This window comes from Burkholderia plantarii (assembly GCF_001411805.1).
Lineage (GTDB): Bacteria > Pseudomonadota > Gammaproteobacteria > Burkholderiales > Burkholderiaceae > Burkholderia > Burkholderia plantarii.
Window position 1 is genome coordinate 2,706,957 of the sequence record NZ_CP007212.1, and the last position, 21,405, is coordinate 2,728,361.

The 21,405-nt window shown below is 69.7% G+C and carries 16 protein-coding genes; 10 read left to right on the forward strand and 6 right to left on the reverse strand.

Annotated elements, in window-relative coordinates:
• Positions 1-46 precede the first annotated feature (46 nt).
• The 3 genes from bpln_RS11480 to bpln_RS11490 form a co-directional block, all read right to left on the reverse strand.
• Positions 47-1,261, reverse strand: coding sequence for a DUF1501 domain-containing protein (locus bpln_RS11480; RefSeq protein ID WP_042625289.1), 1,215 nt, complete (start codon positions 1,259-1,261; stop codon positions 47-49).
• A gap of 57 nt (positions 1,262-1,318) precedes the next feature.
• Positions 1,319-2,791, reverse strand: a complete 1,473-nt coding sequence (locus bpln_RS11485; RefSeq protein ID WP_148654004.1) for a DUF1800 domain-containing protein — start codon at positions 2,789-2,791, stop codon at positions 1,319-1,321.
• Positions 2,792-3,149: 358 nt separating this feature from the next.
• Positions 3,150-3,446, reverse strand: a complete 297-nt coding sequence (locus bpln_RS11490; protein ID WP_042625291.1) for a hypothetical protein — start codon at positions 3,444-3,446, stop codon at positions 3,150-3,152.
• Between the two features lie 259 nt (positions 3,447-3,705).
• Between bpln_RS11490 and ompR the strand changes: the two genes are divergently transcribed.
• The 3 genes from ompR (at position 3,706) to bpln_RS11505 (ending at position 6,590) form a co-directional block, all read left to right on the forward strand.
• A complete protein-coding gene (gene ompR, locus bpln_RS11495; protein ID WP_015875381.1) occupies positions 3,706-4,440 on the forward strand; it encodes an osmolarity response regulator transcription factor OmpR in 735 nt (244 codons plus the stop codon).
• Positions 4,441-4,525: 85 nt separating this feature from the next.
• Positions 4,526-5,890, forward strand: coding sequence for an ATP-binding protein (locus tag bpln_RS11500; protein ID WP_042625292.1), 1,365 nt, complete (start codon positions 4,526-4,528; stop codon positions 5,888-5,890).
• Positions 5,891-6,041: 151 nt separating this feature from the next.
• Complete coding sequence (locus tag bpln_RS11505) at positions 6,042-6,590, forward strand: redoxin domain-containing protein (protein ID WP_055138868.1); 549 nt, start codon at positions 6,042-6,044, stop codon at positions 6,588-6,590.
• A gap of 166 nt (positions 6,591-6,756) precedes the next feature.
• On the opposite strand, the gene ispF is transcribed toward bpln_RS11505, so the two are convergent.
• Positions 6,757-7,242, reverse strand: coding sequence for a 2-C-methyl-D-erythritol 2,4-cyclodiphosphate synthase (ispF, locus tag bpln_RS11510; RefSeq protein WP_055138869.1), 486 nt, complete (start codon positions 7,240-7,242; stop codon positions 6,757-6,759).
• 28 nt (positions 7,243-7,270) lie between these two features.
• Complete coding sequence (gene ispD, locus bpln_RS11515; RefSeq protein ID WP_042625295.1) at positions 7,271-7,981, reverse strand: 2-C-methyl-D-erythritol 4-phosphate cytidylyltransferase; 711 nt, start codon at positions 7,979-7,981, stop codon at positions 7,271-7,273.
• Between the two features lie 114 nt (positions 7,982-8,095).
• On the opposite strand from ispD, the gene mfd reads away from it, so the two are divergent.
• The 4 genes from mfd to bpln_RS11535 all read left to right on the forward strand — a co-directional run bounded on the left by mfd (position 8,096) and on the right by bpln_RS11535 (position 15,072).
• Complete coding sequence (gene mfd / locus bpln_RS11520; protein ID WP_055138870.1) at positions 8,096-11,569, forward strand: transcription-repair coupling factor; 3,474 nt, start codon at positions 8,096-8,098, stop codon at positions 11,567-11,569.
• Between the two features lie 254 nt (positions 11,570-11,823).
• Positions 11,824-13,038 (forward strand): acetylornithine deacetylase, encoded by a 1,215-nt coding sequence (gene argE, locus bpln_RS11525; protein WP_055138871.1) that lies wholly within the window; start codon positions 11,824-11,826, stop codon positions 13,036-13,038.
• Positions 13,039-13,087: 49 nt separating this feature from the next.
• Entirely contained in the window at positions 13,088-14,116 is a 1,029-nt protein-coding gene (locus bpln_RS11530; RefSeq protein ID WP_042625298.1) for a pyridoxal-phosphate dependent enzyme, read from the forward strand.
• A gap of 554 nt (positions 14,117-14,670) precedes the next feature.
• The gene (locus bpln_RS11535; protein ID WP_055138872.1) at positions 14,671-15,072 is read left to right on the forward strand and encodes a DUF3574 domain-containing protein; all 402 of its coding nucleotides are present in this window, start codon (positions 14,671-14,673) and stop codon (positions 15,070-15,072) included.
• A gap of 87 nt (positions 15,073-15,159) precedes the next feature.
• Here bpln_RS11535 and bpln_RS11540 read toward each other — a convergent pair whose 3' ends face one another.
• Positions 15,160-17,670 carry a penicillin-binding protein 1A gene (locus bpln_RS11540; protein WP_042625299.1) on the reverse strand — a complete coding sequence of 837 codons (2,511 nt, stop codon included), beginning with the start codon at positions 17,668-17,670 and terminating at the stop codon, positions 15,160-15,162.
• Between the two features lie 641 nt (positions 17,671-18,311).
• Between bpln_RS11540 and bpln_RS11545 the strand changes: the two genes are divergently transcribed.
• The 3 genes from bpln_RS11545 to mscL all read left to right on the forward strand — a co-directional run bounded on the left by bpln_RS11545 (position 18,312) and on the right by mscL (position 21,031).
• A complete protein-coding gene (locus bpln_RS11545) occupies positions 18,312-18,992 on the forward strand; it encodes a PspA/IM30 family protein (protein ID WP_042626660.1) in 681 nt (226 codons plus the stop codon).
• An 89-nt stretch (positions 18,993-19,081) separates the two neighbouring features.
• On the forward strand, positions 19,082-20,335 hold the full coding sequence (locus tag bpln_RS11550) for a tetratricopeptide repeat protein (RefSeq protein ID WP_055138873.1): 1,254 nt from the start codon (positions 19,082-19,084) through the stop codon (positions 20,333-20,335).
• A gap of 243 nt (positions 20,336-20,578) precedes the next feature.
• Positions 20,579-21,031, forward strand: coding sequence for a large conductance mechanosensitive channel protein MscL (gene mscL, locus bpln_RS11555; protein WP_042625301.1), 453 nt, complete (start codon positions 20,579-20,581; stop codon positions 21,029-21,031).
• Positions 21,032-21,405: the final 374 nt, after the last annotated feature.

The following is a 21,405-nucleotide window of genomic DNA, read 5'->3' on the forward strand; positions in this document are numbered from 1 at the left end:
CCGCATCAACGACGCAACCGCCCGCCGCAATCAACGGCCGCCGGACTCAGGCGCGCAGCAGCGGCAGCGGCGCGAACCGGCCGCGCAGCACCGACGCCGCGTCGATCCCCCACCACGGCCCCAGCACGGTCGCATAGAGCTGCCGGAAATCGACGGCCACCGGCAGGTTGCCGTTGCCGTCGAGCCGCGCGAGCGCCGGCCGCTCGCCGTACAGCCCGCCGCGCACGCGCCCGCCCGCCACGAAATGCGGGGCCGCGGTGCCGTGATCGGTGCCGCCGCTCGCGTTCTCGCGCACGCGTCGCCCGAACTCCGCATAGGTCATCACCAGCGTGTCGTCCCAGCGCCCCAGCTCGACGAGCGCCGAACGCATCGCCGCGAGCCCGTCGGCAAGCTGCGCGAGCAGCGCGGCCTGCTGGCCCGCCTGATTCTGGTGCGTGTCGAAGCCGTTCAGCGTGAGCCGCATCACGGCCACGCCACGGCCTGGTGAAGGCTGGCGCTGCGGCGTCTCGCACGACGCCAGCACCTGCATCGCGGTCTTCACGGCGGTGCCGAACGGCCCGGCGGGAAACGCGGTGGCGAACGCGAACCCGCCGTCGCGCGGCCGCAGCCGCGCCGCCGCGTTGACGATCTCGTTCTCGACGTCGATCAGGTGCGCGAGCGCGGGGTTGCGTTCGCGCAGCGACACCGGATGGGCGAGCCGCGACGCGCCGAGGAACTGCGCGGGATTGACGAGCACGATCGCGCGCGCGCCGTTGGCGAGCGGCCCCATCTCGGCGCTGCCGAGCACGATGCCGTCGGCGGCGAAGCCTGGCGGCACCGGCGCCTGCTCGAACGCGCGCGTGAGCCATCCCTCGCCGAGATATTCGTCGGCGCGCGAAGCCGTGTCCCAGATCTCGATCGAGCGGAAGTGCGAGAGATTCGGCTGCGGATACGAGACGCCCTGCACGACGGCCAGCTCCTGCGCGCGCCAGAGCGGCATTAGCGCCGCGAGCGACGGATGCAGCGCCGCGTGTTCGTCGAGCGTGAGCAGCGTCTCGCGGCGCAGCCCGAGCGTGGGCCGCAGCGTGCGATAGAGCGGATCGGCATAGGGCACCACGGTGTTCAGGCCGTCGTTGCCGCCCTTCAGCTCGACGAGGATCAGCAGCCGCCTGTCATCGGCGCTCGCCGACGGGCCACCGGCAAACGCCGGCCGCGGCATCCACAGCGAGACGCCGGCGGCACCCGCTGCGCCGGCCAAGGTCAGGAAATCGCGTCGTTTCATCGTGCCACCCTCGTCAGCGTCTGCTTCGTTCGCTTCCCGCCCCTCGCCCGGTCCCGCTCAGCTCAACTGATAGACCGGGTCCATCAGCAGCGCGCGCAGATACGCGGCGCCGTTCGCGTCGGCCTCGATCGCGGCGACCGGCGAGACCGGCAGCACCGCGTGCTGCAGCTGCAACTCGGCCGACAGCGTCGGCCGTGCCTGCGGCGTCGTGCCGAACCGCGCGAGCCAGCCGTCGAGATCGAAGCGCATCGCGCCGTGCGCGAGCGGCGCGGCGGCCGGCATGGCCGCCTTGCCCGCCGCGGGCGGCTTCGCATGATAGCCGGCGGCGGTCGAGCGAAACATGCGCTCCACGAACTGCTTGCGCGCGAGCAAGGTCGCGCTGTTGATCCAGAGCGGGCCGCCCGGCCAGCCCTTCACGTTCGGCGGCGCGAACAATCGCTCGCCGAGCGCGTTCAGCACCGGCACGAACTGCGCCGCGTCGCCGTAGTCGAGCTCGAACATGCGGACCGTGCCCACCACGAATTCGGTCGGCGCCTTCACATGCACGCCGCGCACCGCGTCGCTCCAGAACGCGTCGGTGGCGAACAGCGCCGCGAGCGCCGCGCCGATCTCGTAGCCGCTGTCGCGAAAGCGCGCGGCGACGGTGTCGAGCGCGGCCGGCTCCGGCGTGTCGGACACGAACTCGCGCCACAGCTTCGCGGCGACGAAGCGGGCCGTATCGGGCTGCGCGAGCAGGATGTCGAGCACGCGACCGGTATCGAGCGGACCGGTTTCGCCGAGCACGGTCTTGATGCCGTCATCGTGAAGGTTCGGATGCCAGACGGTTTCGAGCGTATCGGCGTCGAGCCCCCAGCCGGTCAGCGCGCGGGCCGCGTCGGCCACGTCGTGCTGCGTGTAGTGGCCTTCGCCGAGCGTGAACAGCTCCATCACCTCGCGCGCGAAGTTCTCGTTGGGGCGCCCCTTGCGATTGCTCGCGCCGTCGAGATACTGCAGCATCGCCGGGTCGATCGCGACCGCGTGCAGCATCGTGCCGAAGTTGCCGAGCGCCTGCGCGCGCAGCAGCCGATGCTGCGCAGCCATGGTGCGCGGATACGGCACCTTGTCCTGCCCCGAGGTGAAATGGCGATGCCAGAACAGCGTCATGCGCTCGGCGAGCGGCGACGGCGTGGCCAGCATCTCGCCGAGCCACCAGGCGCGCAGCGCGTCGTAGCGCTGGGCCTGCAGGCGCTGGTCGTCGCGGCGCTGCTCGGGGGTCCAGGCGTTGCGCACCGCGCGCGGCGGCAGCGGCGCGTCGGCCCAGTCGGGCAGCGGCGTCATCGGCGCCTGCCGCGCGCCGGCCAGCAGGGCGTCGACGGCCGCCGCGCGCGTCATGCCGACATAGGGCGCCAGCTCGGCCGGCGTCGGCGAGAAGCCGGTGCGGCCAAGCAGGAAACGCGCGTCGTCCGCATCGAGCGGCACGAGCATCGCGGCAGGCGGGCGAGCACCAGCGAGCGCGCCGGCGGGATTCGCAACGGTTCCGGATCGATGCATCGAGTGTCCCTCCCCAGTCGATCGGCGATCGACGTTCCGGCCGCGCTACCGGTATCGGCAGCACGCCACTCGTTGCTCAACGGCCCGGCCGGCGAGATCGTTGACGCAGGGTGCGCGGGTCGGCGCCATGCATGTGTAACCGAAGCGTCGCAAACGTAACCGCGCCGTCATGGCGAACCCGCGGCGTCGGCAACGCGGCATGCCGATCCAGATGGGAAACGGTAAGCGAATCGGCGCAGGCAGGCACCGCGCGATGTCACGCGCAGGTAATCGATTGAAATCGGGGACGACGAAGGAAGAACAATCCGACGACAACGCAGTGACGATTCACGCCACGACACGAACGCGTCCGTTGAAATCAGCGCTTGTAGAGTTCCCGCACCGCGTCTTCGATATGCTGCCGGAGCAGATGCCGTTCCTCGGGGGTCATGTGGCCGTCACGGCGGCGCTCGTCGAGATCGGGAGACACGGCGGAACGCCCGGTCGGATCGTCGAAGCGGTCGAGCTGCGAATCACGCGGCGGCGTCGGTACGTGCGGGCGCGGTGCCCGATGCGACGGCGCGTTGCGCTCGGGGCGTTGCGCGCAGGCAAGGTTCGATGCAAAGAGGCCGGCGAACGCGAACGCCAGTGCCCATGCGATCCGGCTCGATCGCATCACCGTGCTCGCTTCTCTGGTCGATTTGTTCCCTTCCTCACGCGGCAACCGTTTACCTCTGGTACTTGAACGAACCCGGCGAATATCGGGCGAACGAACTACGAAAAATCGGGTGGGTGGAGTATCCACTGAATTTCCGCGTCAAGTAAAGGAGTGTCTAACGAGTGGCTTTACTCAACATCGCAGCACGGGTAAATTTTGTAACCGACTGTTACTCGTAAAATCCCGCGCCCGTGCGCCCCTTCGTAATCGCGATAAGATGCCGCCCATGGAAACCAAAAATCCCTCGAAAATTCTCGTCGTGGACGACGATCCCCGCCTGCGCGATCTGCTGCGTCGCTACCTGGGCGAGCAGGGCTTCAATGTCTACGTCGCGGAGAACGCGACCGCCATGAACAAGCTCTGGGTCCGCGAGCGCTTCGACCTGCTCGTGCTCGACCTGATGCTACCCGGCGAGGACGGCCTGTCGATCTGCCGCCGGCTGCGCGGCAGCAACGATCGCACGCCGATCATCATGCTCACGGCCAAGGGCGAGGACGTCGATCGCATCGTCGGCCTCGAAATGGGCGCGGACGATTACCTGCCGAAGCCGTTCAATCCGCGCGAGCTGGTCGCGCGCATCCACGCGGTGCTGCGCCGCCAGGCGCCGGCCGAGCTGCCGGGCGCGCCGTCGGAGACCACCGAGGTATTCGAGTTCGGCGAGTTCTCGCTGAATCTCGCCACGCGCACGCTGACCAAGTCGGGCCAGGAAATTCCGCTGACCACCGGCGAATTCTCGGTGCTGAAGGTGTTCGCGCGTCACCCGCGCCAGCCGCTGTCGCGCGAGAAGCTGATGGAACTGGCGCGCGGGCGCGAATACGAAGTGTTCGATCGCAGCCTCGACGTGCAGATCTCGCGGCTGCGCAAGCTGATCGAACCCGATCCGGGCAGCCCGCGCTTCATCCAGACCGTCTGGGGCCTCGGCTACGTCTTCATTCCCGACGGCGCCGCCTGATGCCGCCGCGCGGGCGCGCGCGGGCGCGCGCGAGCCGCGCGCCCGCGGGCTTCCCTTCGCCCAGCCACCGAGACAGTCCGCTCCTATGCGTATTGACCGGCGCCTCCTGACGCTCGTTTTCGGCGGGTTGTTCTGGCGCACCTTCCTGCTGATCGCGCTGCTGATCGCGGTGAGCCTCGCCGCGTGGTTTCAGAGCTTCCGCGTGATCGAGCGCGAGCCGCGCGCGCAGCGCGTGGCGCTGCAGCTCGTCGCCGTGGTCAAGCTCACGCGCACCGCCCTGCTCTATTCCGATCCCGACCTGCGCCGCGCGTTGCTGCAGGATCTGGAGAGCAACGAAGGCGTGCGCGTCTATCCGCGCGAGACCACCGACAAGTTCAAGCTGCAGCCCGACGAATCCCTCAATCGTCTGATCGAACACGACATCCGCAGCCGGCTCGGCGACGACACCGTGATCGCGCAGTCGGTCAACGACATCCCGGGCGTCTGGATCAGCTTCAAGATCGACGACGACGATTACTGGGTCGCGCTCGACCGCGACCAGCTCGACACCGTCACGGGCCTGCAATGGGCCGGCTGGGGGCTGTTCGCGCTGGCGCTGTCGCTGCTCGGCTCGGCGTTCATCACGAGCCTCGTGAACCAGCCGTTCTCGCGGCTCGCGCACGCGGCGCGCAAGGTCGGCGCGGGGCAGATGCCCGAGCCGCTGCCCGAGCGCGGCATGGGCGTGGCGGCCGACACCAACCGCAGCTTCAACCAGATGGTGCGCGACCTCGAGCAGCTCGACGCCGATCGCGCGCTGATGCTGGCCGGCATCTCGCACGACCTGCGCACGCCGCTCGCGCGGCTGCGGCTCGAGACCGAGATGAGCCCGTCCGACCAGGCCACCAAGGACGCGATGGTGGACGACATCGAGCAGATGGACCGCATCATCGCCGCCTTCATCGACTACGCGCGGCCGCTCCAGCAGCGCACGCTGGAGCCGGTGGACCTGTCGCTGATCGCGCACGACGTGGGCGCGCGCCTCGCCCACGAGGACGGCGTGCGGATCACCACGCGGCTCGCGCCGGCCGCCGTGGTGGAGGCCGACGAGACCGACATGCGCCGCGTGATCGGCAACCTGGTCGAGAACGCGCGCAAGTACGGCTTGAGCCAGGCCGACGGCATCGCCCGCATCACGATCGAGACGCGCGCCTCGCATGCGCGCGTCGAGGTGGTGGTGCGCGACGAGGGCCCCGGCATCCCCGACGACCAGCTGCCGCTCGTGATGCGGCCGTTCTATCGCGTCGACACCGCGCGCAGCAACGCCGACGGCACCGGCCTCGGCATGGCGATCGTGCTGCGGCTGGTGGGCCGCTATCGCGGCACGCTGAAGCTGCGCAACCGCGCGCCGGAGCCGGGCCTCGAAGTGTCGCTCGACTTCCCGACCGGCAAGGCCGCCCGCGCCCCGGCCTGATACGCGCCGGCCCGAGCCAGGCCGCCGCTGAACGGGCGCTGCGCCCGCCCTTGATGGCGCCCCCTGAAATGCCGGCGCGAACGATCTATAGTCGTGATTCCCGCTGCCGCCGCGCCGGCAGCCCGACTCCCCCTCACCGGAAGGAGCGCGCATGAAAACCGTCGGCGACCTGCTCGACACCTTCACCGTCACGGCCGCGAAGCCGGGCTTCAACCATCCCGAGGAAAACGGCCAGTCGGCCTTCGAGACGATCACCGAAGCCTCGTTCCCGGGCAAGTGGAAGGTGTTCTATTTCTATCCGAAGGATTTCTCGCCGGTCTGCGCCGCCGAGATCGTTGAATTCGGTCGGCTGCGCGCCGCGTTCGAGCAGCGCGACGCCGTGCTGCTCGGCGGCAGCGCCGACAACGAACTCGTGAAGCTCGCGTGGCGCCGCGCGCATCCGGGCCTCGACCGGCTCAATCATCATGCGTTCGGCGACGTGAAGGGCGAACTGATCGACCAGCTCGGGATTCGCGACCACGATGCCGGCGTCGCGCTGCGCGCGACCTTCATCGTCGATGCCGACAACACGATCCGGCACGTCTCGGTCAACAGCCTCGACGTGGGCCGCAATCCCGCGGAGATCCTGCGCACGCTCGAGGCGCTGCAAACCGGCGAACCCTGCCCGCCCGTGTCGGCCGCCGGCGATCCGGCGCCGTAGGCATCATCGCCACCCGCGCCGGCCGTCGATCCATCACCCCGATCCCCCCGATCCATCACCCCGTTACGGCAGGCCCCCAACGACGACGCCCCGCGAGCGATTCGCGGGGCGTCGTGTTTCGGCAGCGGCATGCGGGCGCCTCGTCCCGCATGCCCGACATGGCGGCCTACGCCGCGCCGCGCACCAGCAGCGCGGCGGCCTGCGCCTCGATGCCCTCGCCACGGCCGAGATAGCCGAGCTTTTCGTTGGTCTTCGCCTTCACGTTGACGCGATCGAGCGGCAGGCCGAGGTCCTCGGCGATGTTGGCGCGCATCGCGTCGATGTGCGGCGCGAGCTTCGGCGCCTGCGCGATCACGGTGGTGTCGACGTTGCCGATCGTGAAGCCGGCGGCGGCCACGCGCCTCGCGCATTCGCGCAGCAGCACGCGGCTGTCGGCACCCTTGAACTGCGGGTCGGTGTCCGAGAAGTGGCGGCCGATGTCGCCGAGCGCGGCGGCGCCGAACAGCGCGTCGGTCAGCGCGTGCAGCAGCACGTCGGCGTCCGAGTGGCCGAGCAGGCCGCGTTCGTAGGGGATCGTCACGCCGCCGATGATGAGCGGCCGGCCGGGAACCAACTGGTGTACGTCGTAGCCTTGTCCGATTCTGATGTCCATGCGGTGTCTGGTTCGTGGTGAAAGGGGTTCAGGAGGCGCTCGCGGGCCGCGACAGGAATGCCTCGGCCAGCTCGAAATCCTCGGGATAGGTGACCTTGAAGTTGCGCAGGTTGCCCTGCACCACGCGCGGCGCGTGGCCGGCCCACTCGATCGCGCTGGCTTCGTCGGTCAGGTCGTGGCCGTCGCGCTGCGCGGCGAGGATCGCCTCGCGCAGCATGCCGATCCGGAACATCTGCGGCGTCTGGGCCTGCCAGAGGCCGTCGCGTGCCTCGGTGCGGGCGATCTCGTCGCCGCCCGCCGGCACGCGCTTCAACGTATCGGCCACCGGCAGCGCGACGATGCCGCCCACCGGGTCGTCCTTCAGCGTCGCGATCAGCGTGCGGATCAGCGCCGGCGTGATGCCGGGGCGCGCCGCGTCGTGGACCAGCACCCAGTCGGCGTCGGTCGCGCCGAATCCGGCCAGCTCCAGCAGGCCGTTGAGCACCGAGGCCTGGCGCGAGGCGCCGCCGCAGCGGCTGACCGCGAAGCGCAGGCCGGCGAAGCGGCGCGCGTCGAAGTGGGTGTCGTCGGGCGAGATCACCACCAGCGTCTGCGCGAACTCGCTGAGCGCGTCGAACGCGGCGAGCGTGTAGTGCAGCAGCGCGCGTCCGGCCAGCGTGCGGTACTGCTTGGGCAGGGCCGAGCCGGAGCGGCTGCCGGTGCCGGCGCAGGGAATCAGGGCGAAAAGTCGGGGAGTCACGGGAGCGGAGCGCCGGAAATAGGGAAATCGAGAGACGGATTTTATAATAGGTCTTTCGCCTCGGCCGCCGTGCCGCTCGCCGCCGGTCACGGCGCTTGCCATCCCGCCCCGTCCATGCCAGAAAACGCCAGCTTTCCGCCGTCCCCCGTCGCCCTCGTCAAAGCGGGCCAGCGCTTCGCCTTCGACGGCGCGCCAGGTTCCGCCGACGCCCTCGCGATCGCCCGCTATCTTGCCGCGCACAAGGCCCAGGTGCCGCTTCTCGCGGTGATCTGCGCGAACCCGGCCGACGCACAGCGGCTGTCGCAGGAAATCGGCTTCTTCGCGCCCGAGGCTCGCGTGCGGCTGCTGCCCGACTGGGAAACGCTGCCCTACGACACCTTCTCGCCGCACCAGGACCTGGTCTCGGAACGGCTGGCCACGCTGCACGATCTCGGCGAAGGCCGCTGCGACATCCTGCTCGTGCCGGCCACCTCGGCGCTCTACCGGATGCCGCCCGCCTCGTTCCTGGCCGCCTACACGTTCGCGTTCACGCAGGGCGAGCGGCTCGACGAGTCGAAGTTCAAGGCGCAGCTGACGCTGGCCGGCTACGAGCACGTGAGCCAGGTGGTGCGCCCCGGCGAATACTGCGTGCGCGGCTCGCTGATCGACCTGTTCCCGATGGGCTCGCCGCTGCCCTACCGGATCGACCTGTTCGACGACCAGATCGATTCCATCCGTGCGTTCGACCCGGACACCCAGCGCAGCCTCTACCCGGTGCGCGACGTGCGCCTGCTGCCGGGCCGCGAATTCCCGTTCGACGAGGCCGCGCGCACCGCGTTCCGCAGCCGCTGGCGCGAGACCTTCGAGGGCGACCCGAGCCGCGCGCCGATCTATCGCGACATCGGCAACGGCGTGCCGTCGGCCGGCATCGAGTACTACCTGCCGCTGTTCTTCGACGACACGGCCACGCTGTTCCACTATCTGCCCGAGCACGCGCAGCTGGTATTCACGGGCGACCTCGACACGGCGATCCGCCGCTTCACGGCCGACACGAAACAGCGCTACATGTTCCTCTCGCACGACCGCGAGCGGCCGATCCTCGAACCGCAGCGGCTGTTCCTCAGCGACGACGATTTCTACACGCTCGCCAAGCCGTTCGCGCGCCTGGTGCTGCCCGCGCAGGCCGCCGGCGGCTGGGCCACCACGCTGCCGCCGCTCGCGCTCGAACGGCAGGCCGACGACCCGGTGGCCACCTTCCGCCGCTATCTGCAGACGACCCCGAACCGCGTGCTGTTCACGGTCGAATCGGCGGGCCGCCGCGAAACGCTCGCGCAGTTGTTCGCCGAAAATGGCCTGAAGCCGGCCGGCAACGACAGCTACGCGTCGTGGCTGGCCGGCGGCGAACGCTTCGCGCTCGGCGTGGCGCCGCTCACGAGCGGCTTCGCGGTGCCGGGCGAAGGCTACGCGATCGTCACCGAGACCGAACTGTACGGCTCGACCGGGCGCCGCTCGGGACGCCGCCGCCAGGAGCAGGCCAGCAACGTCGACGCGATGGTGCGCGACCTCTCGGAGCTGAAGGTGGGCGATCCGGTGGTCCACACGCAGCACGGCATCGGCCGCTACATGGGGCTCGTCTCGATGGACCTCGGCGAGGGCGAGACCGAGTTCCTGCATCTCGAGTACGCGGGCGACAGCAAGCTCTACGTGCCGGTCGCGCAGCTGCACGTGATCTCGCGCTACAGCGGCGCCGATCCCGACAGCGCGCCGCTGCACCAGCTCGGCTCGGGCCAGTGGGAGCGCGCCAAGCGCCGTGCCGCCCAGCAGATCCGCGACACCGCGGCCGAGCTGCTGAACCTCTACGCGCGGCGCGCCGCGCGCGAGGGCCATGCGTTCGCGCTCGAACCGCGCGACTACGTGAAGTTCGCCGAGAGCTTCGGCTTCGAGGAAACGCCCGACCAGGCCGCCGCGATCGCGGCCGTGATCGGCGACATGACGAGCGGCAAGCCGATGGACCGTCTGGTGTGCGGCGACGTCGGCTTCGGCAAGACCGAGGTGGCGCTGCGCGCCGCGTTCATCGCCGTGATGGGCGGCAAGCAGGTGGCGCTGCTCTCGCCCACCACGCTGCTCGCCGAGCAGCACACGCAGACCTTCATCGACCGCTTCGCCGACTGGCCGGTGCGGGTGGCCGAGCTGTCGCGCTTCAAGTCGACCAAGGAAGTCAACGCGGCGATCCAGCAGATCAACGAAGGCAGCGTCGACATCGTGATCGGCACCCACAAGCTGCTGTCCTCGGACGTGCAGTTCAAGCGGCTCGGGCTCGTCATCATCGACGAGGAACACCGCTTCGGGGTGCGCCAGAAGGAGGCGCTGAAGGCGCTGCGCGCCGAGGTGGACGTGCTGACGCTGACCGCCACGCCGATCCCGCGCACGCTCGGCATGGCGCTGGAAGGCCTGCGCGACTTCTCGGTGATCGCCACCGCGCCGCAGAAGCGGCTCGCGATCAAGACCTTCGTGCGACGCGAGGAGGAAAGCGTGATCCGCGAGGCGATGCTGCGCGAGCTCAAGCGCGGGGGCCAGGTGTACTTCCTGCACAACGAGGTCGAGACGATCGAGAACCGCAAGACGATGCTGGAAGCGCTGGTGCCCGAGGCGCGCATCTCGATCGCGCACGGCCAGATGCACGAGCGCGAACTCGAACGCGTGATGCGCGAGTTCGTCGGCCAGCGCGCCAACGTGCTGCTTTGCACGACCATCATCGAGACCGGCATCGACGTGCCGAGCGCGAACACCATCATCATGCATCGCGCCGACAAGTTCGGCCTCGCGCAGCTGCACCAGCTGCGCGGGCGCGTCGGGCGCTCGCACCACCAGGCCTACGCCTACCTGCTGGTGCATGACCCGCAGGCGCTCACCAAGCAGGCGCAGCGGCGGCTCGAGGCGATCCAGCAGATGGAGGAACTCGGCTCGGGCTTCTACCTCGCGATGCACGACCTCGAGATCCGCGGCACCGGCGAGGTGCTCGGCGACAAGCAGTCGGGCGAGATCCACGAGATCGGCTTCCAGCTCTACACCGAGATGCTCAACGACGCGGTGAAGGCGCTCAAGAACGGCCGCGAGCCGGACCTGCTCGCGCCGCTCGCGGCCACCACCGAGATCAACCTGCACACGCCGGCGATCCTGCCCGCCGACTATTGCGGCGACGTGCAGGAACGGCTTTCGCTCTACAAGCGGCTCGCGAACTGCGAGGACGGCGACGCGATCGACGCGATCCAGGAGGAACTGATCGACCGCTTCGGCAAGCTGCCGCCGCAGGCCCACGCGCTGGTCGAGACGCACCGGCTGCGGCTCGCGGCCAGGCCGCTCGGCATCAGCAAGATCGACGCGAGCGAGGCCGCGATCGGCATGCAGTTCGTGCCGAACCCGCCGATCGATCCGATGCGCATCATCGAGATGGTGCAGAAGCACCGTCACGTGAAGCTGGCCGGCCAGGACAAGCTGCGCATCGAGACGCGCACGCCGGACCTGGCGATCCGCGTGTCGACGGTCAAGGAAACGCTGCGCGCGCTGGGGCAGCCCTCCACGGGGCGCGCGGCCGCGCCGGCGCGCTGAAGAACGGGTGCGCCGAAGCGCGGCGAACGGGACACGTCGGCCCTCCGGGCGGCGGCACACCCGGACGCCGATGCCCGGCGCGGGACGGGCGGCGGACGCCACGGCGGCCCGTCCGTCGCCGCCACGCCGCCTTCCGCCGCTCCCGCGCCGCCGGACCGGGGAAAAACACCCCGTACTGCACCGCAAGGCGCCGCGCGAGCGCGGGCCGGCACGTTTTTGAGTATGATTTTCGCATCGCCATCCGGAGTTTCACCATGTCCCCCGTCGACGCCGCGCCGTCCACCCACGCCCTCCCCACCGTCGAATCGCCCGTCAGCCTGCCGTGGGTCCGCGACCTCGTCGCGATGGACACCACCAGCCGCGTGCCGAACCTGGGTCTCATCGAGACCGTGCGCGACGCGCTTGCCGCGCGCGGCATCGAATCGACGCTGACGCACGACAGGCGCGACGGCTGGGCCAACCTGTTCGCGACGATTCCCGCGCACGACGGCGCCACCGACGGCGGCGTGGTGCTGTCGGGGCACACCGACGTGGTGCCGGTGGACGGCCAGCAATGGGACAGCGACCCGTTCACGCCGACCATCCGCGACGGCCGGCTCTATGGGCGCGGCACCTGCGACATGAAGGGCTTCATCGGCGCGGCGCTCGCGCTGGTGCCGGAGATGCAGGCGGCGAAGCTGGCCCGGCCGATCCACCTCGCGCTGTCCTACGACGAGGAAATCGGCTGCGCGGGCGCGCCGCTGATGCTCGCCGAGCTGAAGCGACGCGGCCTGCAGCCGGGCGGCTGCATCGTCGGCGAGCCCACCAGCATGCGCCCGATCATCGCGCACAAGGGCATCAACACCTATCGCTGCTGCGTGCGCGGCCACGCCGCCCATTCGTCGCTGACGCCGAAGGGGCTCAACGCGATCGAATACGCGGCGCGGCTGATCTGCCACATCCGCGACATCGCCGACGAGTTCCGCGCCAACGGGCCGTTCGACGAGCTCTACGACGTGCCGTTCACGACCGCGCAGACGAGCCTGATCGAAGGCGGCAACGCGATCAACACGGTGCCGGCCGAGTGCCGCTTCTCGTTCGAATTCCGCAACCTGCCGACGCTCGATCCCGACACGATCTTCGCGCGCATCGACGCCTACGCGCGCGACACGCTGCTGCCGAAGATGCGCCGCGAGCATCCGGACGCGGCCATCGAGATCTCGAAGATCGCCGCCGCGCCGGGCCTCGACGCCGACGAGCAGGCCGCGATCACCGAACTGGTGCGCGCCCTGACGGCCGACCGCTCGCAGCGCAAGGTCGCCTACGGCACCGAGGCGGGGCTGTTCGCGAACGCCGGCATTCCGAGCGTGGTTTGCGGGCCGGGCGACATCGAGCAGGCGCACAAGGCCAACGAGTACGTCGAGCTCGCGCAGCTCGACGCCTGCGAGCGCTTCCTGCGCAAGTTCATCTACAGCATGACGCTCGCCTGACACCAGCCGGGGGCGGTTCGCCTGCGCGGCGAGCCCCCCGCTCTCCGCCATGTCGACCCTCTCACCGCCCCCCGTCCATTCGTCCATCAACGGCGAGCCGATCCCCACGCTCGACGACATCGCCGCCGAGCACTTCGCGCTCACGCCCTGGGTTTCGCGCACGCCGGTGTTCGAGCGCGCCGGGCTGCCCTCGCTCGAGGCCACCCACGTCAACCTGAAGTTCGAGCTGCTGCAGGCGAGCGGCAGCTTCAAGGTGCGCGGCGCGTTCGCGAACCTGCTCGCGCTCGGCGAGTCGCAGCGGCGCAGCGGCGTGACCTGCGTGTCGTCGGGCAATCACGCGGCGGCGCTCGCCTACGCGGCGATGCGGCTCGGCATCGGCGCGAAGGTGGTGCTGCTCGACACGGCCGACGCCGCACCGCTCGCGCTGTGCCGGCAGTACGGCGCCGAAGTCGTGATGGCGGCCGGGCAGGCGGATGCGTTCGACCTGGCGCGGCGCATCGAGATCGAGGAAGGGCGGCAGTTCGTGCATGCGTTCAACGGCTACCGCACGATCCTCGGCACCGCCACGCTCGGCTACGAATGGGCCACCCAGGCGCCCGACCTCGACGCCGTGATCGTGCCGGTCGGCGGCGGCGGGCTGGCCGCCGGCATCGCGACGGCGCTGCGGCTCGCGAGCCCGCGGATTCGCGTGTACGGCGTCGAGCCCGAGGGCGCCGACGTGATGAGCCGCAGCTTCGCGGCCAACCGGCCGGTCGAGTTGCGCGCGGCGCACACCATCGCCGGCGCGCTGGCCGTCACCCACACCGAGGAATACGGCTACGAACTGTGCCGGCGGCACCTCGAGCGTCTCGTTTGCGTCGACGACGACGCGCTGCGCGCGGCGATGCGCTATCTGCACACCACCCTGAAGGTGGCCGTCGAGCCCGCCTGCGCGGCACCGATGGCGGCGCTGCTCGGCCCGCTGCGCGAGACGCTGCAGGGCCGGCGGGTGGGCGTGCTGCTGCCGGGCTCGAACCTCGATCCGGCCGCGTTCGCGGCTCACCTCGCCACGCCGGCCGGCGCGCGCCGCGTGCGCTGAACCCGCGAAACGCGCGCGGCGCGCCCGCGACGATATCCCCAGATTATGTTGAAGAGCCTGTGGACAAGCGCCTGACAAGCCATGCAAATGCTTGATTGCACGGGCTTTCGCGACGGCGCCTCGAATCGGGCAGCGACCCGCCGCGATGGTGCGCGGAGCCGGCCGCGAGCACGCTGCTGCCCACGCCGCGCCCCACGGCCAAAAGCCTTGCCCGTTCAAGGGTTTGCGGCGCATTCCCCGAGCTTATCAACAAGCCTTTCAACATAAACTGTGGACAACTCGCGCGTCGCGCGACCGTCCGGACCGGGGACGGCGGCGGCACCGGGTTCGCACCGGAGATGCACCGGCCATGCCGGGGTCGTCACCGCCGGCGCCGCCGCCACTTTCCTTGCAGCGGCCGGTCCGATTCGCCATCGAGCCTTCGTCGAAGAAAGGAGTCACGCGATGCCCGCCACACCGATCCAGCACCCGCTGCTGCCATCCCGCTCGCCGCGCCGGCCACGGCGCCCTGTCGCTGCGCTGCGCGGCGCCCTCGCGGGCCTCGGCGCGACCCTGTGGGGCTGGCCGGCTGCGCGCCGCTGCCGGCCACGCCGTCCGCTGCCGCGCCGCCGGACTGCGCGGGCGCCGGCAGCCAGCCCGCCGAGCAGGCCGATCTGCTGTTCGGCCGCGATATCGAGGGCCGCAGCGCGGTGACCGACGCCGAGCGCCAGGCCTTCGTCGCCGAGATCGTCACGCCGCGCTTTCCCGACGGCCTGACGCTGTGGGACACGCAGGGCCAATGGCGCGATCGCGACACCGGCGCGATCGTGCGCGAGGCCTCGTTCGTGATTCGCGTGGTCGCGCCGCCAACGCCGGCCACGCAGCGCGCGATCGACGAGATCCGCGCCGCCTGGCAGCAGCGCTTCCATCAGCAGGCGGTCGGGCTGCTCGTCACGCGCGTCTGCGCCTCGTTCTGAGGCGGCCTCGGCAAGCGCCGCAAAGTAAGACGGCGCGGCGAAATCCGCCGCGCCGTCGTCGCGCATCGCGTCACCCACCTGCCGGGATCAGGGCTTGTCGAACATGTCCATGATCTGCTGCTTCTCCTGCGGCGTCACGGGCGGCGGCGTCAGGCCCGCCGCGCCGGCCGAACCGAGCGCGTCGTTGGCGTTGATCGGGTTCGCCGCGTCGCCCATGTCGACGTTCGCGATGAAGCCGTTGCCCGGCGTGCGATCGGCGAAGTACAGCTCGCCGTCGATCGTGGTCAGGCCGTCGGGCATCGGCATCGACTGCTCGGGCACGCCGCGCAGCGCGGTGCGCATGTAGTTGATCCAGATCGGCAGGCCGAGCTGCGCGCCGAACTCGCGGCTGCCGAGGCTCTTCGGCTGGTCGAAGCCCATCCAGGCCACCGCCACCAGCGACTGCTGGTAGCCGGCGAACCAGCCGTCCTTCGCTTCGTTGGTGGTACCGGTCTTGCCCTGCAGGTCCGAGCGGCCCAGCACGTTCGAGCCGGCGCCGGTGCCGGCCGTGGCCACCGTGTGCAGCAGGCTGTTCATCACGTAGGCGTTGCGCGCCTCGATGGTGCGCTGCGCGTTGCTGCCCGCGATCGCCGGCTGCGCCTTCTGCAGCGGCTGGCCGTGCGCGTCGTCGACTTCCGCGATCAGGTACGGATCGACGCGATAGCCGCCGTTGGCGAACACCGAATACGCGCCCGCCAGCTGCAGCGGCGTGACGAGCCCGGCGCCGAGCGCCATCGGCAGGTACGGTGGCGTCTTCGCCGGATCGAAGCCGAAGCGCTGGGTCACGTAATCCTGCGCGTACTTGGTGCCGATCGAGGCGAGGATCCGGATCGACACGAGGTTCTTCGACTTGCGCAGCGCATCGCGCATCGTCATCGGGCCTTCCGGCTGGTCGTCGTCCTTCGGCTCCCACGCGGTGCCACCCGGCGTGCTCGGCGGGAAGTACAGCGGCGCGTCGTTGATGATGGTGGCCGGCCCGAGGCCCTTTTCCAGCGAGGCCGAATAGATGAACGGCTTGAAGCTCGAACCGGGCTGGCGCCACGCCTGCGTGACGTGGTTGAACTTGCTCTGGTTGAAGTCGAAGCCGCCGATCAGCGAACGGATCGCGCCGTCCTGCGGCGTAAGCGCGACCAGCGCGCCCTGCACCTGCGGCAGCTGGCTGAACTGCCAGCTGTCGCGCGTGTCCTTCATCACGCGCACGATCGAGCCGGGCTTGATGCGCAGCGCGTCGGGCGCGCGCGGGCTCAGCGCGGCCGCCACGAAGCGCAGGTTGGCCGCGCCGATCTTCGCGGTCGCGCCGCCCACGAACTGCACTTCCACCGCCGACGGCGCCGCGCCGACCACTACCGCCGACTGCAGGTCGCCGTTGTCGGGGTGATCGGCGAGCGCGTCGTCGATCGCCTCGTCGCGCGCGTCGCCGGCGGCCGGCAGCGCGATGAAGCCTTCCGGCCCGCGATAGCCGTGGCGGCGCTCGTAGTCGAGGATCCCGCGCCGCACCGCCTGATAGGCCGCTTCCTGGTCCGCCGAGTTGATCGTGGTGGTCACGCTCAGGCCGCGTGTGTAGGTCTCGTCCTTGTACTGCGCGTACATCATCTGCCGCACCATCTCGGCGATGTACTCGGCATGCACGGCGTACTGGTTGCCCGGCGTGCGCGTGTGGATCTCTTCCTTCACGGCCGCGTCGTACTGCGGCTGCGTGATGTAGCCGAGCTCGAACATGCGCCTCAGGATGTACTCCTGGCGCACCTTGGCGCGCTTCGGATTGACCACCGGGTTGTAGGCCGACGGCGCCTTCGGCAGGCCCGCGAGCATGGCCGCCTCGGCCAGCGTGATGTCCTTCAGATCCTTGCCGAAGTACACGCGCGCGGCGGCCGCGAAGCCATAGGCGCGCTGCCCCAGATAGATCTGGTTCATGTACAGCTCGAGGATCTGGTCCTTCGTCAGCGCGCGCTCGATCTTGTAGGCGAGCAGCATTTCGTAGATCTTGCGCGTGTAGGTCTTCTCGCTCGACAGGAAGAAGTTGCGCGCGACCTGCATCGTGATCGTGCTCGCGCCCTGCCGCGCGCCGCCGTGCAGCAGGTCGGCCACGCCGGCGCGCAGGATGCCGACGAAGTCGACGCCGCCGTGTTCGTAGAAGCGGTAGTCCTCGATCGCGAGCACCGCCTTCTTCATCACGTCGGGAATGTCCTGGAAGCGCACCAGGCTGCGGCGCTCCTCGCCAAACTCGCCGATCAGCACGTGATCGGCCGTGTAGACGCGCAGCGGCACCTTCGGCTGGTAGTTCGTCAGCGCGTCGAGCGACGGCAGTTGCGGCGCCATCACCACTAGCGCGTAGCCGACGATCAGCGCGCCGACCACGCCGGCCACCGCGATCAGGCCGGCGAACCACAGCGCGATGCGCGCGCCGATCGAGCGCCGGCCACCGCGGTCGTCGTCGCGATCGCGGCGATGGTCGTCACCGCCGTGGCGGTCGGATTCGTCCGCGTAAAACGCACCGGAAGGCGAGCGGCGCAACTTGTAGTTGGGTTCGGAGTCGGACGGGCGTTTGATGATCGGCATGTCGGAATGGCGGGCGCGGCGGCGACACCGTGGGCGCGCGTAGCGCGCGTGTGCGTGTGGACGTTCGTGTTAGGGCTTGACGCGATGCGCATGGAGCGTAGCACATCGCCTGATCACGGCACGCGGTGATCCGTTCCCGCGACGCGACAGCGCATTTTAATGAAATCGTCCGGCGCCCCACGCGATTTTTTGTAAAAATTTCCGCCGCCTGCCCCATCGCGGGGCACGCGCGGCGCGCTCGCGGACGGCCATCCAGGCGCATCGCCGACGCGCCACCCGCCGGCGCGCCACCGTCACGCGCGCCGACTATCATCGAGAGAGCAACGGCGCGCCCAGCCACGCAAGCTTTCAACGAGGAAAGCTTTGTATCCGTCTGTTTTCGCCTCTGGAAAACCGCGCGCGGCGCCCGCATGTAGGGGCCGCGCGAATCGCGTGCGAAAGCAGGCCGTGAAGTGGCCTGCAATGCGGTTGCAACGCGGTTCGCCGACACGCACGCGCGCGCCGCCGGGATCCGCCGCCGCCCCTGTTTAAGCGGCGTTTAAGCGATCCGGTGGTGTAATATCCGCCGGCATCACGGGCGCGCCGCGCCGTGCCACCGAGGTGGTCGCCGATCACCTCGACATTCATCCATGGAGGGTTTCATGTCGCTTTTCGACTCTATCTCGCGCACGCTCAAAGGCCTGCTGAACGACGCGGCCGATTCGGTGCAGGACCCGTCGCGCGACGCACGGCAGATCGTGCGGGAGCTCGACGACAGCCTTGCCAAGGCCGAGAACTCGCTGATCGAGATCGAGGCCCAGGTCGCGACCCAGCGCAGCAAGCGCGACGCCGCCGCCGACAAGGCGAAGAAGTATGAAGACGGCGCCAAACGCGCGCTGCAGTCGGGCGACGAGTCGCTCGCGCGCGAAGCGCTGACCGCGCAATCGAACGCCGAGGTCGAGCGCGACGCGCTCGCCCACGAACTCGACGCGCTCGAACCGTCGGTCGACAAGCTGAAGGCGCAGATCGCCGACATGCGCCAGCGCCGCAACGACCTGAGCACGCGCTCGAACATCCTGCAGGCCAAGCAGGAAATCGCGCAGGCCAAGGACGTCGCGGCCACCGCGCTGGGCGGCATCGGCGGCAAGGATCTGTCGGCCGACTTCCAGAAGCTCGAGGACAAGGTCGCGCTGTCGAACGCGCGCTCGGACGCGCGCCTGAACTCGGCCGACACCAACAGCGGCAAGGCGCTCGACGACAAGCTCGCGGCGCTGAACCGCGGCCCGTCGGTCGACGATCGCCTCGAAGCGCTGAAGAAGCAACTGAACACGCCGGCGCAGTAATCCATGCACCGGCACCGCGCGGCGGCCATGCCGCATCCAGGCCGCCGCGCGGCACCGTCGAAGGAGGCAGGCTCGCCGCCTGAACACTGATGAACAAATTCGTTGCCGCCGCCGCCATTTCGCTGCTCGCCGTCTCGGCGAGCGTGTTCGCGGCCGTGCCGTCGCTGGCGCAGGTCGAACAGTCGGTCAACCAGCACAACTGGCAACGCGCCGACGCGCAGCTCTCGCAGGTCATCGAAGCGCATCCGGACAGCGCGCGCGCACATTACCTGTACGGCCAGGTGCTCGATCGCGAGGGCCGTTCGGCCGACGCGCTCGCGCAGATCGAACGCGCGAAGTCGCTCGACCCGTCGATCCATTTCACCAACCCGTCCGCCTTCGCGCAGACCGAATCGCGCGTGCGCGCCGACGCGAACCGCGCCGGCGAGCGCCGCTCGGCCACCTCCGGCGGCGCGCTGCAGCCCGCCGCCCAGCAGCAGGCCTCGACGCAGTCGGCGGCGCCGTTCGCGCCGGCCACCCCGGCGCGCCACGGCCCGTCGATCGGCATGTGGATCGGCCTCCTGCTGCTGGTGGTGGTGATCGCGCTGGTGCTGCGCTGGACGCTGCGGCGCGCTCGCTCGGGCGAGGACAAGCAGGCCGACGACGAACGCCGCGCGCAACTGAAACGCGCCACCGAACTGTTGAACGAAGTGCGTCCGCTCAAGCTCGACGCGCGGCTGTCGACGGCGCCCGGCGCCGCCGCGCTGACGAGCGACATCGAAGGCGTGGAAACCGACGCGCGCACGCTCGTCGAAACGCTGTCGACCGGCAAGAACCCGGTGCCGCCGTACCAGCTCGAGGATCTCGAGCACCGCTTCGCGAGCCTGAAGGCGCGCGTCGAGGGTCGTCCCGATCCGAATGCCGCCCCGGCCGCGCCGGCGGCCGGCACGGGATCGGTGTTTGCTCAGGAGGCCGATCGATTGACGGGCGCGCAGCCCCAGCCGCCGTACCCGTCCCAGTACCCGCAACAGCAGCCGCCGTATCCGCCCTACCCGCCCTATCCGCAACAGCAGCCGCCCGTGATCGTGCAGCAGGGCGGCGGCTTCGGCAGCGGCATGGGCGGCCTGCTGACCGGCGTGCTGCTCGGCGAGGCGATGTCGGGCGGCCGCGAGCGCGTGGTCGAGCGCGACGTGATCGTCGACGACCAACGCCGCCGCCAGCCTGACGACTTCGGCCGCAACGACGGCAACGGCGGCGGGAACGACGCTGGCTTCGACTTCGGTCAGGGCGACAGCTGGGACAGCGGCGGCAACGACGGCGGCGTCGACATGGGCAGCAGCGACGACGACTGGAACAACAGCTGAACGCCGGGCCGGCCCGCCGGCCCGCCTCACCGAGGCGGCGCCCGGGCGGTGCGGCGGCTTCTGACCTCACGCGAAACGGGCCGGCGACGGCCCGTTTTTCCTGGCGCACCGTCCGGCGCCGAGTTTGTTAGCATCTGCTGGACGAGTTATGAGTGTCCGATCGCCCTCGCTATCAGGCGCGCGATCAATCGTGCGGGCCGGCCTGCCGCGCATTTCCCTTCCCTTCCCTGGAGAAACCTGCTTATGAGCATCATGAAGGAGTTCAAGGAGTTCGCCGTCAAGGGCAACGTGATGGATCTGGCCGTCGGCGTGATCATCGGCGGCGCGTTTTCGAAGATTGTTGATTCCATCGTCAAGGACCTCATCATGCCGGTGATCGGCGTGATCACCGGGGGCCTCGATTTCTCGAACAAGTTCATCCAGCTCGGGCCGATCCCCGCGACGTTCAAGGGCAACCCCGACTCGTACAAGGATCTGCAGGCCGCCGGCGTCGCCCTGTTCGGCTACGGTTCGTTCATCACCGTGCTGATCAACTTCATCATCCTCGCGTTCATCATCTTTCTGATGGTGCGTTTCATCAACCGGCTGCGCCGTCCGGTCGAAGCCGCACCGGCCGCGCCGGCCGAACCGCCGCCGCCGCCCGAGGACGTGATGCTGCTGCGCGAGATCCGCGATTCGCTGAAGAACCGCGGCTGAGCAGCCCCGCCGCGATCGGACCGGCCCGCCACGCGCCGGTCCCGGGCCCGCCTCGCGCGGGCTTTTTTGCGGGCGTTTTTTGTGCGGCGCGATCGATCGGACCACGGCTCGCCCACGGGAAAACACTCATCCCCGCGCCCCCAAAAACACGGCTTTTTTATGAATCGGGCCTGCACGCGCCGCGTGCGCCGGTCTATCATGAAAAAGCAACGACATTACACAAGGCGCATCAGCGCAGACATGACGATCGTGGACATTCACGCGTTCGGCCCTCCGCGGCGTGGCCGGACAGTTAGTGAAGACGGCATTTTCGTATGCTATAAAAGATCGACATGCGGGCGCGCTAGCCGGTTTGGGGGTGGGTCGCATGACAA